The sequence below is a fragment of the Massilia sp. AB1 genome, from assembly GCF_018119385.1.
Lineage (GTDB): Bacteria > Pseudomonadota > Gammaproteobacteria > Burkholderiales > Burkholderiaceae_D > Telluria.
The window spans coordinates 31536-51867 of sequence record NZ_JAGKSG010000028.1 but is presented as its reverse complement, the minus strand read 5'-3'; the positions used below and the strand labels follow the sequence as shown (position 1 = coordinate 51867).

At 62.5% G+C, this 20332-nt stretch carries 15 protein-coding genes and 1 pseudogene; 8 read left to right on the top strand and 8 right to left on the bottom strand.

Annotated elements, in window-relative coordinates; all coding sequences use genetic code 11:
- Nucleotides 1–52: 52 nt before the first annotated feature.
- Both J8847_RS24445 and J8847_RS16255 read left to right on the top strand, forming a co-directional pair.
- Nucleotides 53–4393 (top strand): peptidoglycan DD-metalloendopeptidase family protein, encoded by a 4341-nt coding sequence (locus J8847_RS24445; protein ID WP_211525756.1) that lies wholly within the window; start codon nucleotides 53–55, stop codon nucleotides 4391–4393.
- 35 nt (nucleotides 4394–4428) lie between these two features.
- A complete protein-coding gene (locus tag J8847_RS16255) occupies nucleotides 4429–4926 on the top strand; it encodes a hypothetical protein (RefSeq protein ID WP_211525755.1) in 498 nt (165 codons plus the stop codon).
- Between the two features lie 612 nt (nucleotides 4927–5538).
- On the opposite strand, the pseudogene J8847_RS16250 reads toward J8847_RS16255, so the two are convergent.
- Nucleotides 5539–5721: pseudogene (locus tag J8847_RS16250) on the bottom strand (IS3 family transposase); the annotation flags it as partial.
- Between the two features lie 331 nt (nucleotides 5722–6052).
- A complete protein-coding gene (locus tag J8847_RS16245; RefSeq protein ID WP_211525754.1) occupies nucleotides 6053–6895 on the bottom strand; it encodes a transposase in 843 nt (280 codons plus the stop codon).
- 845 nt (nucleotides 6896–7740) lie between these two features.
- Between J8847_RS16245 and J8847_RS16240 the strand changes: the two genes are divergently transcribed.
- Nucleotides 7741–8085: a hypothetical protein gene (locus tag J8847_RS16240; protein WP_211525753.1), complete on the top strand. Its 345-nt coding sequence runs from the start codon at nucleotides 7741–7743 to the stop codon at nucleotides 8083–8085.
- A 413-nt stretch (nucleotides 8086–8498) separates the two neighbouring features.
- On the opposite strand, the gene J8847_RS16235 is transcribed toward J8847_RS16240, so the two are convergent.
- From J8847_RS16235 to J8847_RS16220, 4 genes are read right to left on the bottom strand one after another with little or no spacing between them, the layout of a single operon-like run.
- Nucleotides 8499–9647, bottom strand: a complete 1149-nt coding sequence (locus J8847_RS16235) for a UbiH/UbiF/VisC/COQ6 family ubiquinone biosynthesis hydroxylase (protein WP_211525752.1) — start codon at nucleotides 9645–9647, stop codon at nucleotides 8499–8501.
- Nucleotides 9644–10990, bottom strand: coding sequence for a Xaa-Pro aminopeptidase (gene pepP, locus J8847_RS16230; RefSeq protein ID WP_211525751.1), 1347 nt, complete (start codon nucleotides 10988–10990; stop codon nucleotides 9644–9646). The genes J8847_RS16235 and pepP overlap by 4 nt, the downstream gene beginning before the upstream one ends.
- A complete protein-coding gene (murU, locus tag J8847_RS16225; RefSeq protein ID WP_211525750.1) occupies nucleotides 10987–11712 on the bottom strand; it encodes an N-acetylmuramate alpha-1-phosphate uridylyltransferase MurU in 726 nt (241 codons plus the stop codon). Before murU ends, pepP begins: the two co-directional genes overlap by 4 nt.
- Before the next feature lie 10 nt (nucleotides 11713–11722).
- Nucleotides 11723–12781, bottom strand: coding sequence for an aminoglycoside phosphotransferase family protein (locus J8847_RS16220; RefSeq protein ID WP_211525749.1), 1059 nt, complete (start codon nucleotides 12779–12781; stop codon nucleotides 11723–11725).
- A 96-nt stretch (nucleotides 12782–12877) separates the two neighbouring features.
- Between J8847_RS16220 and J8847_RS16215 the strand changes: the two genes are divergently transcribed.
- From J8847_RS16215 to J8847_RS16195, 5 genes are all read left to right on the top strand, one after another.
- Nucleotides 12878–15157 (top strand): LPS-assembly protein LptD, encoded by a 2280-nt coding sequence (locus J8847_RS16215; protein ID WP_211525748.1) that lies wholly within the window; start codon nucleotides 12878–12880, stop codon nucleotides 15155–15157.
- Nucleotides 15158–15171: 14 nt separating this feature from the next.
- Nucleotides 15172–16590 carry a peptidylprolyl isomerase gene (locus J8847_RS16210; RefSeq protein ID WP_229512903.1) on the top strand — a complete coding sequence of 473 codons (1419 nt, stop codon included), beginning with the start codon at nucleotides 15172–15174 and terminating at the stop codon, nucleotides 16588–16590.
- Between the two features lie 4 nt (nucleotides 16591–16594).
- Nucleotides 16595–17641 carry a 4-hydroxythreonine-4-phosphate dehydrogenase PdxA gene (gene pdxA / locus J8847_RS16205; RefSeq protein WP_211525747.1) on the top strand — a complete coding sequence of 349 codons (1047 nt, stop codon included), beginning with the start codon at nucleotides 16595–16597 and terminating at the stop codon, nucleotides 17639–17641.
- A 12-nt stretch (nucleotides 17642–17653) separates the two neighbouring features.
- Nucleotides 17654–18421: a 16S rRNA (adenine(1518)-N(6)/adenine(1519)-N(6))-dimethyltransferase RsmA gene (gene rsmA, locus J8847_RS16200; RefSeq protein ID WP_211525746.1), complete on the top strand. Its 768-nt coding sequence runs from the start codon at nucleotides 17654–17656 to the stop codon at nucleotides 18419–18421.
- Between the two features lie 207 nt (nucleotides 18422–18628).
- Complete coding sequence (locus J8847_RS16195) at nucleotides 18629–18796, top strand: hypothetical protein (protein ID WP_211525745.1); 168 nt, start codon at nucleotides 18629–18631, stop codon at nucleotides 18794–18796.
- A 180-nt stretch (nucleotides 18797–18976) separates the two neighbouring features.
- Here the strand turns inward: J8847_RS16195 and J8847_RS16190 are convergent, their stop codons facing one another.
- Nucleotides 18977–19600, bottom strand: coding sequence for a hypothetical protein (locus tag J8847_RS16190; RefSeq protein WP_211525744.1), 624 nt, complete (start codon nucleotides 19598–19600; stop codon nucleotides 18977–18979).
- Nucleotides 19601–19618: 18 nt separating this feature from the next.
- On the bottom strand, nucleotides 19619–20206 hold the full coding sequence (locus J8847_RS16185) for a hypothetical protein (protein ID WP_211525743.1): 588 nt from the start codon (nucleotides 20204–20206) through the stop codon (nucleotides 19619–19621).
- Nucleotides 20207–20332: the final 126 nt, after the last annotated feature.

The window sequence follows — 20332 nt, the reverse complement described above, 5'->3', positions numbered from 1 at the left end:
CGGCGCAGGCAATACGACGACGCGCTGCAGTTCGTTCGGCGCTCCCGGTTCCGTGACGACGAGCGATGGCGCTTCCTGGTCCGGTACCGAGTTCTGGCATGGCGCTTTCCTGTATGTGCCCGGTATGGGCGACCAGGAAATGCTCAAGCGCAGTACCTATGCCACCAAGCCGACGCTCAATTCGGCCTACACCTTCCCGGTCGTCACCCGCAACAACTGGGCCATCCGCTGCCTGTCCACCCTGAACAGCGCCAACGGCGGTGTCGGCGAAGGCTTCGTGGCAGTCTCTCCCGACGGCACCGAGTATCGCTTCGACTGGCTGGTCACCCGGATGACGTCGCCGCTGACGAAAAGCAGCGTGGCGCCGGAAGGCAGCGCTGTCATGAACAAGGACACGGGCGACACGGAAGCGCAGTCGCAGATGGCCGCGCCCGGGGAGGAGTCGGTGGCCGCTTCGGGCTCCCACCAGCTCAACCGCGTCGAAGCGTGGATCCTTCCCACCCTGATCACGGACCGGCACGGCAATACCGTCACCTTCACCTATGACACGGTCAACAAATGGCAACTCAAGACCATCGAGGCCACCGATATCGCCGGCAGTCCCCGCCGCATCACGCTGAGCTATGTGACGCCCAGCTCCACCGCGTCGAACCTGGTGTCCAGCGTGACGGACGGCTCGCGCACCTGGACGTATCAATACAACGGCACGAATAACTATGCCCAGCTGCAAACCGTAGTCTTGCCGGACCAGACCAAGTGGCAGCTGGGCGGCATCCAGCCGTTGCTGTTCCCATTGGATTACCTGGGCGAAGGCAGCTGTGACGACCCGGGAATGGTGAACCCCTATGTGCTCGTCGGGTCGATGACCCATCCGTCTGGCGCAACCGGCGAATTCACGCTGACGCCGACACGGCACGGCCGCTCCGGGGTTGAATACAACTGCCGTTACGACCTCAACCTGGGAACCTACAGCCCTGTTTACTCGAAATACTTCGATTCGTACGCGCTGACCAAAAAGTCCATCTGGGGACCGGGCTTGACCACCATGACGTGGTCGACCTCGTATTCGCCCGCACAAGCGAGCTGGGGGCCTTGCAACGGTTGCGATACGGACAAGACCGTCACCGTGACCGACCCGGAAGGCAACCGGATCGTCCATACCTTCGGCACCTTGTTCCGTCAGACGGAGGGCCAGCCGCAACAGGTAGATGTACAGGACCATGTAGGCAACACGCTGCGCACGACGACGATGCAATATGCCGAGCCGATCGGACCATTCGGATCGAGCCCGCAGGGCCGGGGCGATGGCGATCTTGCGGCGCGCAACACGAGCGTCAGTGTGCGCACGACCACCCAGCAAGGCGCAAGTTTTACCTGGCGCGCCTATACCTTCAACGAGTTCGGTTTGCCGGCGCAAGTCGAGCGTTCGAGCCCGTACGGCAGCCGGGTCGAGACCACGCTGTACGAAAACAATACGAAGCGTTGGGTGCTCAACCAGGTCAAGTCGGTCACGGAAAGCTCGGGCAAGGTCATGGTGGCGAACCAGTACGATCCCGAGTGGAGCAACCTGACCAGCGTGAGCCGCTTCGGCCAGCTGCAGAGCTCGATGACCTATTACAGCAACGGTCTGCTCAACACGGAGACGGACGGCAAGCTGCAGTCGACGAGCTACTCGAACTATAAGCGCGGCATTGCACAGACAATCAGCTACCACAACGGCCAGTCCAAGAGCGCGGTGGTGGACAACATCGGCAATATCTCGTCGCTGACCAATGAGGTCGCCGCGACGACGAGCTTCGGCTATGACGTGATGGGGCGGCTGTCGTCCGTCAGCCATCCGGCTGGTGATACCGTCGGGTGGGCGCCGACCACGATTTCGACCTGGCAGTCGGCGAGCGGCCAGTTCGACCTGGGTGCCAATCATTGGCGGGAACAGATCTCCACCGGCACGGCGCGCACGGTGACCTATTACGATGCTTTGTGGCGCCTGGTCTATGTGGAGCGCTGGGACGACAACAACGTTGCCGGTACCCTGCGTACGACTAAATATCAGTACGACTCCGCAAGCAGGCGTACCTTTGAATCTTATCCAAAGCGTACCTATGGCGAGATCGGCCCGGGTGTCTACATCACCTACGATGCCTTGGGACGCGAGACGGTCAAGGCCGCCAGGAGCGAAGCCGGCGATCCGGACGGTTATGCCCGGACACGCACGAGCTACGACTACGGCTTCAAGCGGACCGTAACCGATCCACGCAACAATGCGAGCACGTATAGCTATCAAGCGTTTGACGAGCCGTCCTACGATGCGATCACCAGCATTGCGGCGCCCGAAGGCGTGACGGTGTCGATCGGCCGCGACGTGTTCGGCAAGCCTACGTCGATCACACGTGGCGACGCGGCCAAGAGCGTGACGCGATACTACGTCTACGACGGCGCCCAGCGGCTGTGCAAGGCGATCGAGCCGGAAACAGGCGCGACGGTGCAAGATTACGATGCCGCCGGCAACCTCAGCTGGCGTGCCACCGGCCTGGCCTTGCCGTCGCTGAGCGCTTGCGATACCGCCAGCGTCGGCGCTGCAAGCAAGATCTCCTACCAGTATGACGTGCGGAATCGTCCTATCGGGACCAGTTTTGGCGACGGCAGTCCGGCTATTTCGATCACGCTGACGGGCGATGGTCTGCCCGAAACCCTGACGTCGGGAGGCGCGGTCTGGACCAACATCTATAACAAGCGGCGCCTGCTTGAGACTGAACAGCTGACCTATGGCGGCGTGAACTATGCGATCCGGCGCGCGTACGACGCCAATGGTTCGCTGCGCCAGCTCACCTACCCGGACAACGTTGCTGTGGATTACGCGCCCAACGCGCTGGGCGAAGCAACAAAGGTTGGCAACTCCGCCATGAGCATTACGTACCATCCTAACGATGCGGTGGCGGGCTTCGTGTACGGCCCAGGGCCGGGTGGCATCACGCATACCATGACGCAGAACGTACGCGGCCTTCCTGAGCGCTGGATCGATGGCGCGGCGATCAACGATGACTACCGCTATGACGCGAACGGTAACGTGGCCTCGATCACTGACTTGCTTTCGGGTGGCGTGGCAACGCGCACGATGGGATACGATAACCTGGACCGCCTCAAGAGCGTTGTCGCACCTGCCTTGTGGGGAACAGCGAGCTACACCTACGATGCGGCCGACAACCTGACTGGGGTATCGGTCAGTGCGGGGCCGACTGCCCGGACGACGATTCACAACTTCAATTCGGCAACCAACCGGCTCGACAGCATTACGAACGGACCGCCGGGTTTCAACGTCAGCTATTACTACGACGCGCGCGGCAATGTCGTCCAGCGCAACACGCAGACGTTCGATTTCGACTTGGCCAATCGCCTGCGCGCCGCACCGGGACGTGCGACCTATGCTTACGACGCGCGCTATCGCCGGGTGAGTACTGTTGGTACGGATGGGGTCAATCGGGTGCAAGTGTATAGCGGCGACGGAAAACTGCTATACGTGGCGCCGACCAGCGGTACCGCGACAAAGTATGTTTACTTAGGCAACCGCATGATTGCGGAGGTCGGCGGGTCGGCGGTTACCTATGCTCATACGGACGCGCTGGGCAGCCCGGTGGCGCAGAGTGATACGGCTGGCGCGGTCGTAAGCAGAACAAGATACGAGCCATACGGATACATTATGTCGGGGACACCACGCACGATCGGATTTACTGGTCATGTGAACGACAATGAGACCGGCCTCATCTATATGCAGCATCGGTATTATGATGCGGTCGGAGGTCGGTTCTTGAGCATTGATCCTGTGGTAACGGATGCCAGTAGCGGGAAAAGCTTTAATCGCTACGCCTATGCTAATAACAATCCTTATAAATATATCGACCCTGACGGGAGGGAGCCGGGGCAACTCACGGCGTGGCCTGTCCCAAGTTCAGGTGTGATAAATAAGGCTGATAAGCCAGGCGAGGGCGACGGGCACTTTGGAACAAGGCGCGCCGGTGGGACGAGGTCCCATACCGGCATTGACATCCAAGCTGCCAATGGTGCCAAGGTTGTCGCGGCCGGAGACGGTAAGGTAGTGAATATCCAGCCTAACCCAAGCGCCACCTATGGAAGTCAAGTTGTTATCGACCACGGGAATGGTGTCTTCACACAATCCGCCCACCTCGGCTCGACATCAGTAAAAACCAGTGAAGCTGTTTCTGCAGGTCAAGAAATTGGCACTGCGGGTCGGACTGGCAATACGCCGAAATCCGGGGATACGCATCTACATTTTGAAGTGCGCATTGGCAGTCCGGCACCGGTAGCGGCCGGGGGAAAGGTAATCGATCCGATGAAGGCACTGCCACCGCCGCCAACCGAGAAACTAAAAAATTAGCTGCTAACATAGACAAATTTGTTGGAGAACGCAAAATGACGTACCTTTCGAGACAGATGATTGCTTTGATATTGGGGGCAAGCTTCTCAGTCGGCTGTTTTGGAAAGAATAACAAAGCGAATCTTGGGATCGTCCCGATCGGCGGGTTACCTGCCGCGCTGGATCAATTCATCTCGACCGATTGCGGAGGCGATCGGAGCTTTAGCGATTGCTCAGCAGTGGACGCTGAAGGAAAGGAATACGCGTTTTTTAATGGTGCACTGGTAAGGGTTTCGGCTCGCGTTGGAAAAGGCCGAAACTCAATTCGGTTGCCCTTGGGGATGAAATTTGGTGAAGATATTAAGCGGGCTCGCGCCAAAGTTGTGCGTCAGCTCGGAATAAAGCTGGTAGCGACGGTCAGTCAGGACGGCGTCGTCGTTTATGCGTCTGGCTTTGTCATCAAATCGAAAGATCAATGGTATTACTCAATAGAGCTAATATCGGATAGCCAGAATCGGCTTGTTGAGATCGTGGAGCGTGCCAATACGCCTTAAGTCAGTACCAGCAAGGGCGCAAGGGCGGGGTCAGGTCTAACATTCGGACACGACCTCAGCCCTAATATGTGCCCTCAGGGCGGGGGCACACAGGGGGCCGGGTCACGGACACTGAACCGCCCCGGGTTTTGTAGAGAATGAAATGGACGCCTCCCACCCATACCGGAGAAGAAGTCAAGAACCGCGGGAAGAAATTGAGGGGTTTAGCAGGGATGGTGGACCCTCGCGGGCCAACGGCGTCAAAAAGCGCCTAAAGTGAAAGTCTCAGAGCTTTCAGGCTAACCGGAGGATCCACATCATGAATGCTACTCGCAAAGCGGTGGTCGGTGTCGATACCGCCAAAAGTGCACGAAGGGGCGGGGTCAGATCTGACATTCGGACACGACCTCTGCCTTAATGTCGTACTTCGTTTCTCACTACCAGCAGCTGCTCGGCTCACCGAAGGGGCGGGGTCAGGAGGGGCGGGGTCAGATCTGACATTCGGACACGACCTCTGCGTTAATGTGCTACTTCGCTTTCTCGAAAGCGGCAACCGCCCGGCTTACTGTTTTGATCGAGACCCCAAAGGCGCACTGAATCGCCCCGGCTTTCGTGGAGGCCGGTTAGTGTGAGTCAGGCCGGGATGGCTTGACTGCTCAGTTGCTCGTAATAGTTTGCCTCAGCTTCGGCCGGCGGTATATAGCCGAGCGGTTCGAGCAGGCGGTGATGGTTGAACCAGGAAACCCATTCCAGCGTGGCCAGCTCAACGGCCTCACGCGTTTTCCAGGGAGCGCGGCGGTGGATCAACTTGGCGCGTGGTGGGGTCAGGTCTGACATTCGGACACGACCTCTGCCTTAATGTGTTACTTCGCTTTTTCGAATGCAGCAACCGCCCGGCTTACCGTTTTGGTCGAGACCGCAAAGGCGCACGCAATTTGAGACATTATGAGGGCAGTGGACAGTAAGCGCGTGCCATCGCTTCGTCCCTGTTAGCAAACTGAGTCTTATACTCGTCCAGCGTGAACGTGACGGGGGCAGGTCTGACATTCGGACACGACCTCTGCCTTAATGTGTTACTTCGCTTTTTCGAATGCAGAGATGGGCGGGGTCAGGTCTGACATTCGGACACGACCTCTGCGTTAATGTGCTACTTCGCTTTCTCGAAAGTGGCAACCGCCCGGCTTACTGTTTTGGTCGAGACTCCAAAGGCGCACGCTATTTGCGACATGGTGAAAGCAGTGGAGAGGTATGCGCGTGCCATCGCTTCGCCCCTGTCAGCAAACTGAATCTTATACTCTTCGAGTGGAAGTGCCACGGCACGACGTTCGGCTTTAGCAATTTCTACTTTTTCAACAGATTGTTGTGACTGCTGATGTTTTGCCACGAAATCGTCATCGCCCAACAGGATCTGATGACGAGTCTCGATAAGTGGGCTGGCTTTGTCAACGCCTGCGAGAACGAAAGCTTGATAGGCGGAGATGGCGGTTGTATGCGTACCGCTGAATTGACCGAGTAGCCAGTCGCGCTCGAGCCAGGCAGGCGGGCTATCGTCGCCGGAAAAATAGCGATGGCTACTCCATCGCCAGTCGAGCGGTGAGGTCACCATTTTAGCCCGCACGGGATTCAAGACTATATAGCGGGACAATTCCAAAAGATAGCTTTCTTTTTGCACTAAAATGGCTTTATAGCGGCCTTGGAAGAGATGCCCGACGAGTCGATGACGACGGTTGTATTTTTGGGTGTACAAACCATTGAGTTGGCGCATGGCTTGTGAGAGATTTTCCTCGACCGTCTCCACCAGCAAATGGTAGTGATTTGTCATTTGGCAGAAGCAATGGATGATGCAACGGTGGCGTTTGCAGACCAACGCAAGTACTTCTAACCAAGCAGAACGATCAACGTCATCCTGATAAATCGCGTTACGCCTGTCGCCACGTGATGTGACGTGGTAAAGAGCCCCAGGAAATTCCAGTCGAAGTGGCCGAGTCATACTGGGCACTGTACGAGAGGATGGCTCACTGGCTCTGAGATCGCCCAATCGGGTGCGAAGTAGCCGACCGATGGTTGAGGTCGTGTCTGATTGCCAGACCTGACCCCGTTATGACCCCTGTACGAGAGGATGGCTCACTGGCTCTGAGATCGCCCAATCGGGTGCGAAGTAGCCGGCCGATGGTTGAGGTCGTGTCCGATTGCCAGACCTGACCCCGTTTTACTTTTACGAGACCTGACCCCGTTTTACACGTGTCCGATTGCCAGACCTGACCCCGTTTTACACGTTATGACCCCTGTACGAGAGGATGGCTCACTGGCTCTGAGATCGCCCAATCGGGTGCGAAGTAGCCGGCCGATGGTTGAGGTCGTGTCCGATTGCCAGACCTGACCCCGTTTTATGACCCCGTTTTACACGAGACCTGACCCCGTTTTACAATGGTTGAGGTCGTGTCCGATTGCCAGACCTGACCCCGTTTTACACGCGGTCGAAGAACTCTCTCGGAGCCTGCCTATCTCAAATCCATCGTGATGAACTGCATGCAAGAAGATATGGCGCGTGCTGCCAAGAAGTTGGGTGTGCGAATTGTGATTGGCTATAACGCCAATCTTCCTGATGGGACTTCCATTGATACTCAGGCTCTTTCCCGACTTTGGTGGGCCTTTGGGCACAATCGTATTTGCCTTCAGTCAAACCGTTGACCGGTCTGCTGTGCGCCATTTGGTGGCGCAAGGGTTTTCCGTTTCTACCTTTGGCGATACTTCGTCAAGGGAAGCTACAAGAAATATGTTTTTGGATTGGGGCTGGACGAGCGATGCGGGGTCAAAACCACGATGGCTTGGTTCATGATCCGCATGGAAGGCGATGGATTGAAAGTAGAAATTGCCTACGATCTGCCATTGCTCTGGGGGCTCTTCAATGTTAAAAAGAAAAGTGCTATAACCGGTTTTTATACAGCCCGCTATGAAGAAACGCAAGCAGCTGACACGGCGTTTGAACTGACTTGCTTATTCATTAAGCATGAACTTGCGGAAATATTGCTGCACAATTTCAGATTTTGGAGGGCCTTCTGCTTCGGCTCGACAGGATCGAAACCATCGATTTCAAAGACGCGGGTGTCGATGCCAAGGGCTCTACATTCTACTAATGAGAAGAGGAAGGGAAAACAGCAATGCATGCGCGGGATGTAATCACCCTTATGGTAATTTATGTCGCCATTTATTATTTCAATGCGAGACGTGTGTTGTCTTCGATTGCCGAGTTTGACAAGGAATATGCCAAAAGCTTGGGATTTAAGGGTGGCATTGGTATGAGGAACTCCATTGCAATTGGAAAGATCCTATTTGATAGTAGTCTTCCGAAACCGGGCTACCCGACCGGATTAAGGTTTCGGCTGAAGTTTACAAGGCTTATGCTTTTCTTGTCACCCGGGGCCGCAATTATCATGGGTTTTTTTGCAGCCTGAAAGCGAGCAGCCGGGGTAATGAGAAACAGGGGCGAATTACTGGACAATCGACCAGGAGATAATTAGGGGTGGTGCCTAATTAAGTGGCAACTTCCGATATGTTGCCAACAATTCGACGCTGCCCCTCATTTGAGCGGGTTAGCGGCGGCCAAACATCATCATGTCCGCAAGCAGCATGCGAGCAGGTTTGACGAGGTCGAGAGCGGCCAGCCCCAGGCCCAGCAGCGGTTGCAGCGGCCCACCGCCAACGAAGGCACGCGCCATGACGTCGGTCATCCCGATCGTCAGCTTGCGGTCCTGCGCACGGGCACTCATGAAATTGCCGATGGCCTCGGAACTCACCTCGCGCCCCAATTCGCGCGCCAGCACGGCGGCGTCGCGCAAGCCGAGGTTCAGGCCCTGCCCAGCAACCGGGTGAAGCGTTTGCGCGGCATTGCCGATTGCGACAGTACGCCCGGTGGCGCGCGCTTCGGCATTCAGTCCTAAGGGGAAAGCGACACGCGGCGAGACCGAGGTGAAGCGCCCCAGGCGCGAGCCGAAGGCCTCGCCCAGCTGCTCCAGGAAGCGGTCGTCGCCCAGCTCCAGCACCGACCCGGCGCGTTCCGGACGCATGCACCACACCAGCGCATACTGGTGGCCGTCGCCCCCATCCTGCGGCAGCAGGGCCAGCGGGCCTTCGTCGGTGAAGCGCTCGAAGGCGCGATGCACCGCCGGCTGGCTGACCGTTACGCGTGCGATCACGGCGGTCTGCTCGTAGTCGCGGCGCTGCGCCTTGTCATCCTGCTGACCAAAGACCCCACCCTCGGCCTGCACCGCCACCTGCGTCTTCACCATGCGTCCGTCATCCAGCTGCAGATTGACGCCGTCGCCCTGTTCGTCGAAGGACGCCACGCGCGCCGGCCGCAGCACGGCCACGCCCGCGCGGTCGCAGGCGCGCGCCAGCGCGTCCACGACCTCGCCGTAGCGGGTGACATAACCCAGCGCCGGCAACCCATGCTCATGACGATCCATCAGGCTGCGCCCCAGTTGGCCACGGCGCGAGACGTGGATCTGGTGAATCGGCGTCGCCGCCAGTGGCCAGGCGCCGACTTCCTCCAGCAATTGCACACTGCCCCAGGACAGCGCGATCGAACGCGGGTCCGAGATCGCCTGGCCGAGCGACTTGCCGTCGATGAGCACGATGCGCTCGCCCGGCACGCCGCGGCGCACCAGGAAGGCGGCCAGCGCCAGGCCCACGGGCCCCGCGCCGCAGACCGCGACGTCGAATTCGAGGACCTCGCCGCTCATTGCGCCTCCCGCATCAGGGTTTCGATCTCGTCCACGCCCTTGGGCGCGGCGCTGCTCAGGACCTGGCAGCCGTTGTCGGTGACGATCACGTCGTCCTCGATGCGGATGCCGATATGCCAGAATTCCTCCGGCACGCCTTCGGCCGGACGCACGTAGATGCCCGGCTCCACGGTCACCGCCATGCCCGGCGCCAGCGGCCGCGAAGGCTTGCCGGCGGCGTGCACGTCGCGGTAGGCGCCGACGTCGTGCACGTCCATGCCCAGCCAGTGGCCGGTGCCGTGCATGTAGAACTGCTGGTGGGCGCGCTCGGCGATCACGGCTTCGGCCGAGCCGAACTTGCCCTTGTCGAGCAGGCCCAGGTCGAGCATGCCCTGCGCCAGCACCTGTACCGCGGCGTCGTGCATGGCGCTGTAGGGCTGGCCCGGCACGATGGCGGCGAAGGCGCTCGACTGCGCCTGCAGCACCAGTTCATACAAGCGCCGTTGCGCCGTGCTGAAGCGGCCGTTGACGGGCCAGGTGCGCGTAATGTCGGCCGCGTAGCCGTCGAATTCGCAGCCGGCGTCGATCAGCACCAGCTCGCCGTCCAGCATCTGCCGGTTGTTGGCGTTGTAGTGCAGCACGCAGGCGTTCGCGCCCGAGGCGACGATGGGGGTATAGGCCGGGAACTGGGCGCCGTTGCGGCGGAATTCGTGCAGCAGTTCGGCCTCGAGTTCGTACTCATACATGCCGGGACGGGCGGCGCGCATGGCGCGCGTGTGGGCCTGGGCGCTGATGACGGCGGCGCGCTGCATCAGGCCTTGCTCCTGCGCGTCCTTCAGCAGGCGCATCTCGTCGAGGATGCCGAGCAGGTGGTGGGTCGTGCCGGGCGCGGTGACGCCGCTGCGGCCCTGGGCGCGCACGGCTTTCAGCCAGCCGGCCACTTGGGCGTCCAGCGCGGCGCTGTGGCCCAGGGCGTAGTAGAGGGCAGGGACGTTCGCGAGCAGGGACGCCATCTTCGCATCGAGCTCGCCGATCGGGTAGGCCTCGTCCATGCCGAAGGCGATGCGCGCCGCTTCGGGACCGTAGCGGAAACCATCCCAGATCTCGCGTTCCAGGTTCTTCTCGCGGCAGAACAGGATCGAGCGGGCAGGCTGGTCGCCCTGGGCCGCAAGCAGCACCAGCACGCTCTCGGGCTCGGAGAAGCCGGTCAGGTAATAGAAATAGCTGTCGTGGCGGTAGGGATACTCGGTATCGCTGTTGCGCGCCACTTCCGGCGCGGTGGCCAGCACCGCCACCGCGCCTGGCTGCATCTGCGCAGCCAGGCGCGCACGGCGTTCAGAATAGCAGGCGGCGCCTTGCGTCATGGCGCGACGCGCACCACGGTGCCCAGCGGCGCGTTGAGTTCTTCCAGCTGGCGCACGGTGCCGACGTTGACCCACTGGCCTTCGTACAGCTCGCCGCCCACGCGGCCCTGGTCGATGTACTTGCGCATCAGGGGACCGAACTTGACGAATTCGCCGGCCTTGATCCCGTCGAACATCTCGGGACGGTAGACGCCGATGCCGGCGAAGTTCCACTTGGTCGGGCCGTCATTGCGCAAGGTGTACATGTCGAGCGCGAAGTCGCCCTCCGGGTTGTGCCAGGGATTCGGCGTCAGCCACAGCCAGGCGATGTCGCGCTTGTCTTCCGGGTAGGGGATGCCCAGCATGTCCTTGTCCTTGAGGACGTCGAACACCTGCGAGAAATCGAAGTAGGGCGCATAGATGTCGCCCGACACGGCCAGGAAAGGCTCGTCGCCCAGCAGGTGCAGGGCGTTGGCGATGCCGCCCGCGGTTTCCAGCGGGGTGGGCTCGTGCGAGTAGACGATGCGCGCGCCGTAGCGGCTGCCGTCGCCCAGCTCTTCCTCGATCATGTGGCCCAGGAAGGAGTGGTTGATGACGATGTCCTTGATCCCGGCACGCACCAGGTTCAGCACGTGCCAGGTGATCATCGGACGCCCGCGCACCTTGAGCAGGGGCTTGGGGCAGGAATCGGTGAGCGGGCGCATGCGCTCGCCGCGGCCGGCGGCGAAAATCATCGCTTTCATGGAGTATCCGTCAGAAGGTGTAGCCGACCTGCGGGCCCTTGTTCTCGAGCGAATCGAGCAGGCGCAGCAGCGGCTTGAGTTCGGTATAGCGGTTGGCCGTCTTGCGCACGTAGTCCATCACGGTGGGCAGGTCGCCCATGTAGACCGGTTTGCTGTCGCGGTAGTTCAGGCGGCAGAAGATGCCGAGGATCTTCAGGTGGCGCTGCAGCGCCATGAATTCGAAGTCGCGGTAGAAGGCGTCGATGTCCGGATTGACCGGCAGGCCCACCTGCTTGGCGCTTTGCCAGTAGCGCACCACCCAGTCCAGCACGATCTCTTCGTCCCACTGGATATAGGCGTCGCGCAGCAGCGAAGCCAGGTCGTAGGTGACCGGGCCGTAGACCGCGTCCTGGAAGTCCAGCACGCCCGGGTTGCCCTGGTCGAGGAACATCAGGTTACGCGAATGGAAATCGCGGTGCATGTAGACCTGCTGCTGCGCCAGCACGTTGGCGGTGATCGCCTCGAATACTTTGTCGAGTTGCGCCTGCTGCTTCTCGTCCAGGGTCACGTTCAGGTGGCGGCCGATGTACCACTCGGGGAACAAATTCATCTCGCGCAGCACGAAGGCGCGGTCGAACTCGGGCAGCACGCCCGGCTGGCTGGCCAGCTGGAACTTGATCAGGGCGTCGACGGCGTCCGAATACATGAAGGCCGCGTTGTCCGGGTTCAGGCGCGACAGGTAGGTGGTGGTGCCCAGGTCGGACAGCAGCAGGAAGCCGTCTTCGACCTTGCGCGCGACGATCGCCGGCGCATGGACGCCGGCCTCGGTCAGCAGGCCCTGCACGTGGATGAAGGCCGGGACGTTCTCGCGCTCGGGCGGGGCGTCCATGGCGACCAGGGTGGCGCCCAGTTTATCCTGCAGCGCGGGGGTGACGTCGTAGCGGAAGTAGCGGCGGAAGCTGGCGTCCGCGGATGCCGGACGGCCGGTCCCCACGTCCACCAGGCCGGTCGTCGCCAGCCATGCGTTCAGCTGCGCCAGGCGTGCATCCCGGTCGGCGGAAGTAGGGGAGGTTTGATACAAAGAAGACATGAAGCAGCCTGGTGAATCCGGTTGGTTGAGGTAATTCCCCTATAATAAGGGATTCATTCAAAAAATACCGCCCTTTATGGCGCACGCTGAACGTCCATGAGCTGGTTTACGGCCCAACCTTTCCCCCCGCGGCAGACGCTCGCGCTCTATGCTTTGGTCTCCGCTGCCGCGGCGCCCGCATGGGCACAGAGTGTTTCCCCCACGCCACAGAATGAAGACCAGGATTTACCGATTGTCATCAAGGCCGAGGACATCAGCGGCCGGCCCGACCGCCAGCTGAACCTGGACCGCAATGTCGAGATCCAGCGTGGCCAGACCGGCATCACCGCCGATACCGCCTGCTACATGCGGATCGAGGACGAAGTCACGGCCAGCGGCAACGTCAACATGTGGCGCTTCGGCGACCGCTACAAGGGCGATGCGCTGCAGCTGAACCTCGAGACCGGCAAGGGCTGGGTGCTGCATCCCCAGTACCGCCTGGAGGCGACCAACGGCCAGGGCCGCGCCGACCGCATCGACTTCCTGGGCGAGAACCAGGCCGTGGTGCGCAACGGTACCTACAGCACCTGCGAAGGCCCGGACCCGGACTGGTACCTCAAGTCCAGCACCCTGCGCCTGGACAGCGGGCGCGATGTCGGCGTGGCCGGCAAGACCGTCATCTATTTCAAGGACGTGCCGATCCTGGGCACGCCCGCGCTTTCGTTCTCGCTCTCGGGCGAACGCCGCTCCGGCTGGCTGCCGCCCTCGGTGGGCTTCGGCTCGCAGGGCAAGGCCGAGATCATGGTCCCGTACTACGTCAACATCGCGCCCAACCGCGACCTGACCCTGTACCCGCGCATGATGTTCGACCGCGGCCTGCAGCTGGGCGCGACCGGCCGCTACCTGGGCACGACCTACAACGGCGAGACCCATATCGAGGTGCTGCCGAGCGACCGCAAGACCGACACCACGCGCTGGCGCGCCGACTCGCTGCACAACCAGGCGATCCGTCCCAACTGGTCGTTCGGCTGGAACCTGCATGGCGCCTCGGACGACGAATACCCGTCCGACTTCTCGCGTTCGGTCTCGAACTCGGCCGAGCGCCAGCTGCTGCGCGAGCTGCGCACCGACTACGTGGGCCAGTACTGGAGCCTGGCCGCGCGCGCCCAGAACTACCAGGTGCTGCAGGACCCGGCCGCGGCCACCAACCCGAGCCTGACGGTGCCGCGTCCCTACGACCGCCTGCCGCAGATTAACTTCCACGCCGGCCGCTACGACGTGGCCGGCTTCGACTGGGCGGTGGACGCCGAGGCGACCCGTTTCTGGCATCCGGATTTCGTGCGCGGCAACCGCGCCGTGGCGGTGGGCCAGATCAGCTACCCGATCGTGCGTCCCGGCTGGTTCATCACGCCCAAGCTGATCGCCAACGCCGCCAAGTACGACGTCGACTACGACCACATCGCGGGCGGCGGCCTGCGCCCGGACGGCAGCCGCCTGCCGACCAAGCTGTCGCGCACGGTCGGCACCTTCTCGCTCGACAGCGGCATGGTGTTCGAGCGCGACGGCTCGCTGTTCGGGCGCGCCGTCACCCAGACCCTGGAGCCGCGCCTGTTCTATGTGTACACGCCGTACAAGAACCAGGACGACATCCCGGTGTTCGACACCGGCCGCGCCGGCTTCAACTACGCCCAGCTGTTCAGCGAGAACCGCTACGTGGGCCTGGACCGGGTGTCGGACGCCAACCAGCTCACCGCCGCCGTGGTCTCGCGCTTCATCCAGCCGGACGGCGCCGAGCGCCTGCGCCTGGCTTTCGGCCAGCGCCTGTATTTCGAGGAGCCGCGCGTGCGCCTGCCGGGCGAAGCGAGCCACCAGAGCCGCTCGGACGTGCTGCTGGCGGCCTCGGGCCGCATTTCCGAGACCTGGAGCTTCGATAGCGGCGTACAATACGACGCAACCGGCAGTAGCCTGTACAGCTCGAATGCGGGGGTACAGTGGCTGCCGGGACGGATGAAGGTGGTGAACGCGGAATACCGTTATCAGCGCGACAGCTTCCGCAACATCGACCTGTCGGCGCAGTGGCCGATCTCGCAGCGCTGGTACGGCGTGGGCCGGATCAGCTATGCGCTGCGGTCCTATGGCGTGGGCCAGGCGACCAACCCCTCGCGAGGCGGCAAGCTGATCGAGAGCCTGGTCGGTCTCGAATACAAGGCCGACTGCTGGGTGTTCCGGATGGGTGCGCAGCGTTTCGTGACCGCGGCCCAGACCACGTCGACGCCGATCTTCTTCCAGCTCGAGCTCAATGGCCTGTCGCGCCTTGGCTTGGGCAACCCGCTCGAGACGTTCAACAAGAGCATCCCGGGCTATACGCGGCTGAACACGAATGTCGGCCGCCCGTGATTGAAACATCCTGAATGAGTGCTTTCCAGATGATGCGTACTACCCGTTTGCACAAGAACACGCGAGCCTTCTCGCTCGCCGCGGCGCTGCTGTGCGCGCTCACCAGCGGCCAGGTGCTGGCCCAGGCCAAGGCGCCTGCCGCCACGGCCGCGCCGGCGGCCAAGGCGGGCGGCGGCTTCCTGCCGCCTGCGTCCGCCAACGCCAAGGTGGTCGACTCGATCCACGTCGTCGTCAATGACGAAGTGATCACCAGGAACGAAGTCGTGAACCGCGTGGCCCAGATCGCGCAGAACCTGAAGGCGCGCGGCGCCCAGCTGCCGGACCAGGCGACCCTGGAACGCCAGGTGGTCGAGTCGATGATCGTCGAGCGCGCCCAGCTCCAGCTGGCCAAGGAAATGGGCGTGCGCGTCGATGACCGCACCCTGGACGCCACTATCGCCCGCATCGCCGAAGGCCAGAAGATGTCGCTGCAGGATCTGCGCAACCAGATGGAAAAAGAGGGCCTGACCTACGGGCAGTTCCGCGAAGACATCCGCAACGAGATCATGCTGCAGCGCCTGCGCGAGCACGAGGTCGACAGCAAGATCCAGATCTCGGAAGCCGAGGTCGACACCTACCTGGCGGCAAGCAAGGCCGCCGCGGCCGAGAAGGTCGAGATGGAGCTGGCCCAGATCCTGGTGCGCGTGCCCGAGAACGCCTCGCCCGAGCAGATCGCCGCACGCCGCGCGCGCGCCGAGGAAGTGATGCGCCAGCTGCGCACCGGCGCCGACTTCGCCAAGACCGCCGCCACCTATTCGGACGCCCCGGATGCCCTGAAGGGCGGCGACATCGGCTGGCGCGACCCGGACCGCCTGCCGCCGGTGTTCGCCGGCGAGCTGCGCAAGATCCAGCCGGGCCAGGTCACCCAGATCATCAAGACCAACGTCGGCTTCCACATCCTCAAGATGAGCAACAAGCGTTCGCTGGCCGAATCGAACGACAAGGCGGTGGTGCAGCAGACCCGCGCGCGCCACATCCTGCTCAAGCCCACCCCGACCATGACCGAGGGCGAGGTCAAGCGCAAGCTGCTGGAACTGAAGGAAAAGATGGCCAACAACGCCGGCACCTTCGAGGACCTGGCGCGCCTGCACTCGCAGGACGGCTCGGCCAGCAAGGGCGGCGACCTGGGCTGGCTGGAACCGGGCGACACCGTGCCGGAATTCGAGAGCGCGATGAACAACCTCAAGCCGGGCGAAATCTCGGACGTGATCCAGTCGCCGTTCGGCTTCCACCTGATCCAGGTGGTCGAGCGCAAGAGCCAGGACGTGACCCAGCAGAAGGAACGCAACGTCGCGCGCAACGTCATCCGCGAGCGCAAGATGCAGGAAGCGATGGAAGACTGGCTGCGCCAGGTCCGCGACCGCGCCTACGTCGAGTTCCGCGAGGAGCAGTAAGCCCATGGCCGCGCCGCTCGCGCCCCGGCCGACGCTTGCCGTCACGGTCGGCGAACCGGCCGGCATCGGTCCTGAAATCTCGATCCGGGCGGCGTGGGCGCTGCGCCACCAGGCCAACTGCGTCCTGATCGGCGACGCGGCCTTCCTGGCGCTCACCGCCAGCCTGATCGACCCGGAGATCCGCCTGTCGGCGCTGTCGACCCAGGCCCTGCGCAACGGCGGCCTGCCGCACTTCGGCGCTGGACGCCTGGCCGTGATCGATGTGCCGCTGGCGGCCCACGTGACCCCGGGCGCGCTCGACGCCGAGAACGGCCGCGCGGTGCTGGCCACGCTCGACCTGGCCATCGAAGGCGCGCAATGCGGCTGGTTCGACGCCATCGTCACCGCGCCGCTCCAGAAGAGCACCATCAACGACGCCGGCATCGCGTTTTCCGGCCACACCGAATACCTGGCCGAGAAGACCGGCACGCCCAAGGTGGTCATGATGCTGGCCGGTTCGCCCGGCCAGGACCAGCCTTACCTGCGGGTGGCGCTGGCCACCACCCACCTGCCGCTCAAGGACGTGCCGGATGCGATCACGCGCGACAGCCTGGCCCGGGTGATCGACATCATCGACGCCGACCTGCGCGCCAAGTTCGGCATCGCCCGGCCCGTCATCCTGGTCACCGGCCTGAACCCGCACGCGGGCGAGAACGGCTACCTGGGCCGCGAGGAAATCGAGGTCATCGCGCCGGTGCTGGAGGGCGCGCGCAAGCGCGGCATCGATGCGCGCGGCCCCTATCCGGCCGACACCCTGTTCCAGCCGCGCTACCTGAAGGACGCCGACTGCGTGCTGGCGATGTACCACGACCAGGGCCTGCCGGTGCTCAAGTACGCCACCTTCGGGCGCGGCATCAACGTTACCCTCGGGCTGCCGCTGATCCGCACCTCGGTCGACCACGGCACCGCGCTCGACCTGGCCGCCCAGGGGCTGGGCCTGGCCGATTGCGGCAGCATGGAAGAGGCGATCCGCGCCGCCATGCTCATGGTGGCCGCCTCCAAGAAGACCTAACAGAAAGCAAGAATGAAACACGTCGCACGCAAGCGCTTCGGCCAGAACTTCCTGACCGATGCCCACGTCCTGAACAACATCATCGACGCCATCGGGCCGCGCCGCGGCGAGGCGATGGTCGAGATCGGCCCGGGCCTGGCGGCGATGACGGCGCTGCTGCTCAAGAGCCTCGACCACATGCATGTGGTCGAGCTGGACCGCGACCTGGTGGCGCGCCTGGAAAAAGCCTATCCGCGCGAGCGCCTCACGGTGCACTCGGGCGATGCGCTCAAGTTCGACTTCGGTTCGATTCCCGTGCCGGAAGGGCAGAGGCTGCGCGTGGTCGGCAACCTGCCGTACAACATCTCCAGCCCGCTGCTGTTCCACCTGGCCGAGTTCGCATCCGTGGTCGAGGACCAGCATTTCATGCTGCAGAAGGAAGTGGTGGAGCGCATGGTGGCCGAGCCGGGCACCAAGGCCTACAGCCGCCTGTCGGTGATGCTGCAGTGGCGCTACGACATGGAGCTGCTGTTCATCGTCCCGCCCGAGGCCTTCGACCCGCCGCCGCAGGTGGATTCGGCGATCGTGCGCATGATCCCCAAGCGCGAACGGCTGGCCTGCGACGGCGCCAAGCTGGAGCAGGTGGTGGCCAAGGCCTTCTCGCAGCGCCGCAAGGTGATCCGCAACTGCGTGGCCGGCATGTTCACCGAAGCCCAGCTGGTCGAAGCCGGCATCGATCCGGGCGCCCGTCCGGAAGCCGTGGGCCTCGAACAGTACGTGGCGCTGGCCAACTTGCTCTGAACTTTCCCTGGCGTGGACGGCTTGCCGTCCGCGCGTCGAACCGCCGCGTTATTGCGCCGCACAAGCGCACGTCATCGCGCGTTTTCCCCATTCCAGCCTGGCTTTTCCGCAGTCCGTCGCACGGCGCTGGAGCCTGGCCCCGCCTTTTCCTATAGTGCTTCCATCGACAGCCGATCTGGCTCACACCACTTACCGAAGGAGCACATCATGAACGTCCTCAAGAATATGGAAGCCGTCTTCCTCGCAGCCCTGATCGTCGTCGGCGGCAGCAGCTATGCGGTGGCCGCGACCGAAAAGGCCGCCGACAACTACGCCGCCCAGGTCTCGGTCGGCATGAGCAAGGTCGCCGTGGTGAAGGTCAGCGCCGCGCGCTGAGTTTGGCTCCGGGCTCCCTCTCCCAGGCGCGCGGGCAAAAAAAAGCCCGCCTTGGAGGGCGGGCTAAATCCAATTCTTTTCTGAGGAGAGTTGGAGGAGACAGGAGCAAGTATGCTGCGTTACAGCATATAAGTCCAATTTCTCTTTCAAATACTCGACATAAGAATTGCGTATATCTGATCAGGGATTCGCAACGCAGTTCACGTTGACGTTCTTCACGTCTTCGTCGCCCATGGTGCCGACGCCGTTGGCCACCGTACAGGTCAGGCCGGTTGGCTGGGTCAGGATGGTCACGCCGTAGGTGATGCCGTAGGCCACCGGCGCCCCGAATGCGTAGCTGGTCGCGCCCTTGAGCAGGGTGACGGTGCCGCCGGTGCTGCCGTTGGTCATCACCAGGCCGTCCGCGGTCAGGCCGGTCACGGAGCCGCCGACGGTATGCAGGTCAATGCCGCACTCGACGATGACATTGATCTTTTCCAGGCGGCCGGCCGTGTCCCGGTTGATCGGATCGCGGTAGGTCTGGGCGAAGCCGCAGTTCTGGTGCGCCGGCTCGGCGTCGATCTTGACGTTGTACTCGTCGCCGTACTCGAGCTTGTTCGGGAAGGAATAGCTCACGTCGGCGCCCGGCGTGGCCGGCGGATTGACGGTGATGGTCATGCCGTTGGTCGACAGGGTCAGGCCTGGATAGATCAGGCCCTTGGCGGTGCCCGCCACGGTGAACTCGGCTTTGCCGCCGCCGCCGCAGGCGGACAGACCCAGGGCCAGCGCCAGCGCGAGCGCCGGACGGATCAGGGAAGACTTCATGAATGACTCCAGGAGAATTTACGGGGTGCAGGTAACGGCCAGGTTGTTGATGCCGGCGGCGCCCATCTTGCCGGTGCCGTTGGCAATCGTGCAAGTCTGGCCGGCCGGCTGGGTCAGGATCGCGACGCCGTACACGCCGTCCTGCGGCACCTTGGCCATGGCGAAGCTGGTCGCGCCGGCGGCCACCGCCACGCGGTCCGAGCCGTTGACCAGCACCAGGCCGCTGCCGGTCAGGTTGCCGATGCTGCCGCCCAAGGCGTGCGTCTTGAAGGTGCAGACGACGTCCACGCGGTTGGTCGCGAAGACCGCGCGGCCCCTGGCGCCGACGACGTCGCATTTCTCGACGTTGTCCGGGGTGGTCTTGACTTCGACGTTGTACTGGGAATCGGTTTCCACCAGATTCGGGAAGTAGTACGTGCCGGCGCCGCTCGTGGTCGGGGTGACGGCGTAATCCGAGCCGCCGTTGAGGGTCAGGACCAGGCCGGTCTTGGTGACGCCGGTGAAGTTGCCGCCGATGGCGAGCTCGCCATCACTGCCACCGCCACAGGCGGACAGCGCAAGCGTGCATGCCAGCACGGCGCCGGCACGCAGGTAGGAACTCTTCATGTACTTACTCCAAAATATCGGACGGGAAAAAAGCCAAATCAGGGAAGGATGAGACAAAATCGCCCAACATTTTAGTCCATTTGGCAAGCAGCTGGTCCATTTGCCTTTGTATCACGGTGTAACCAC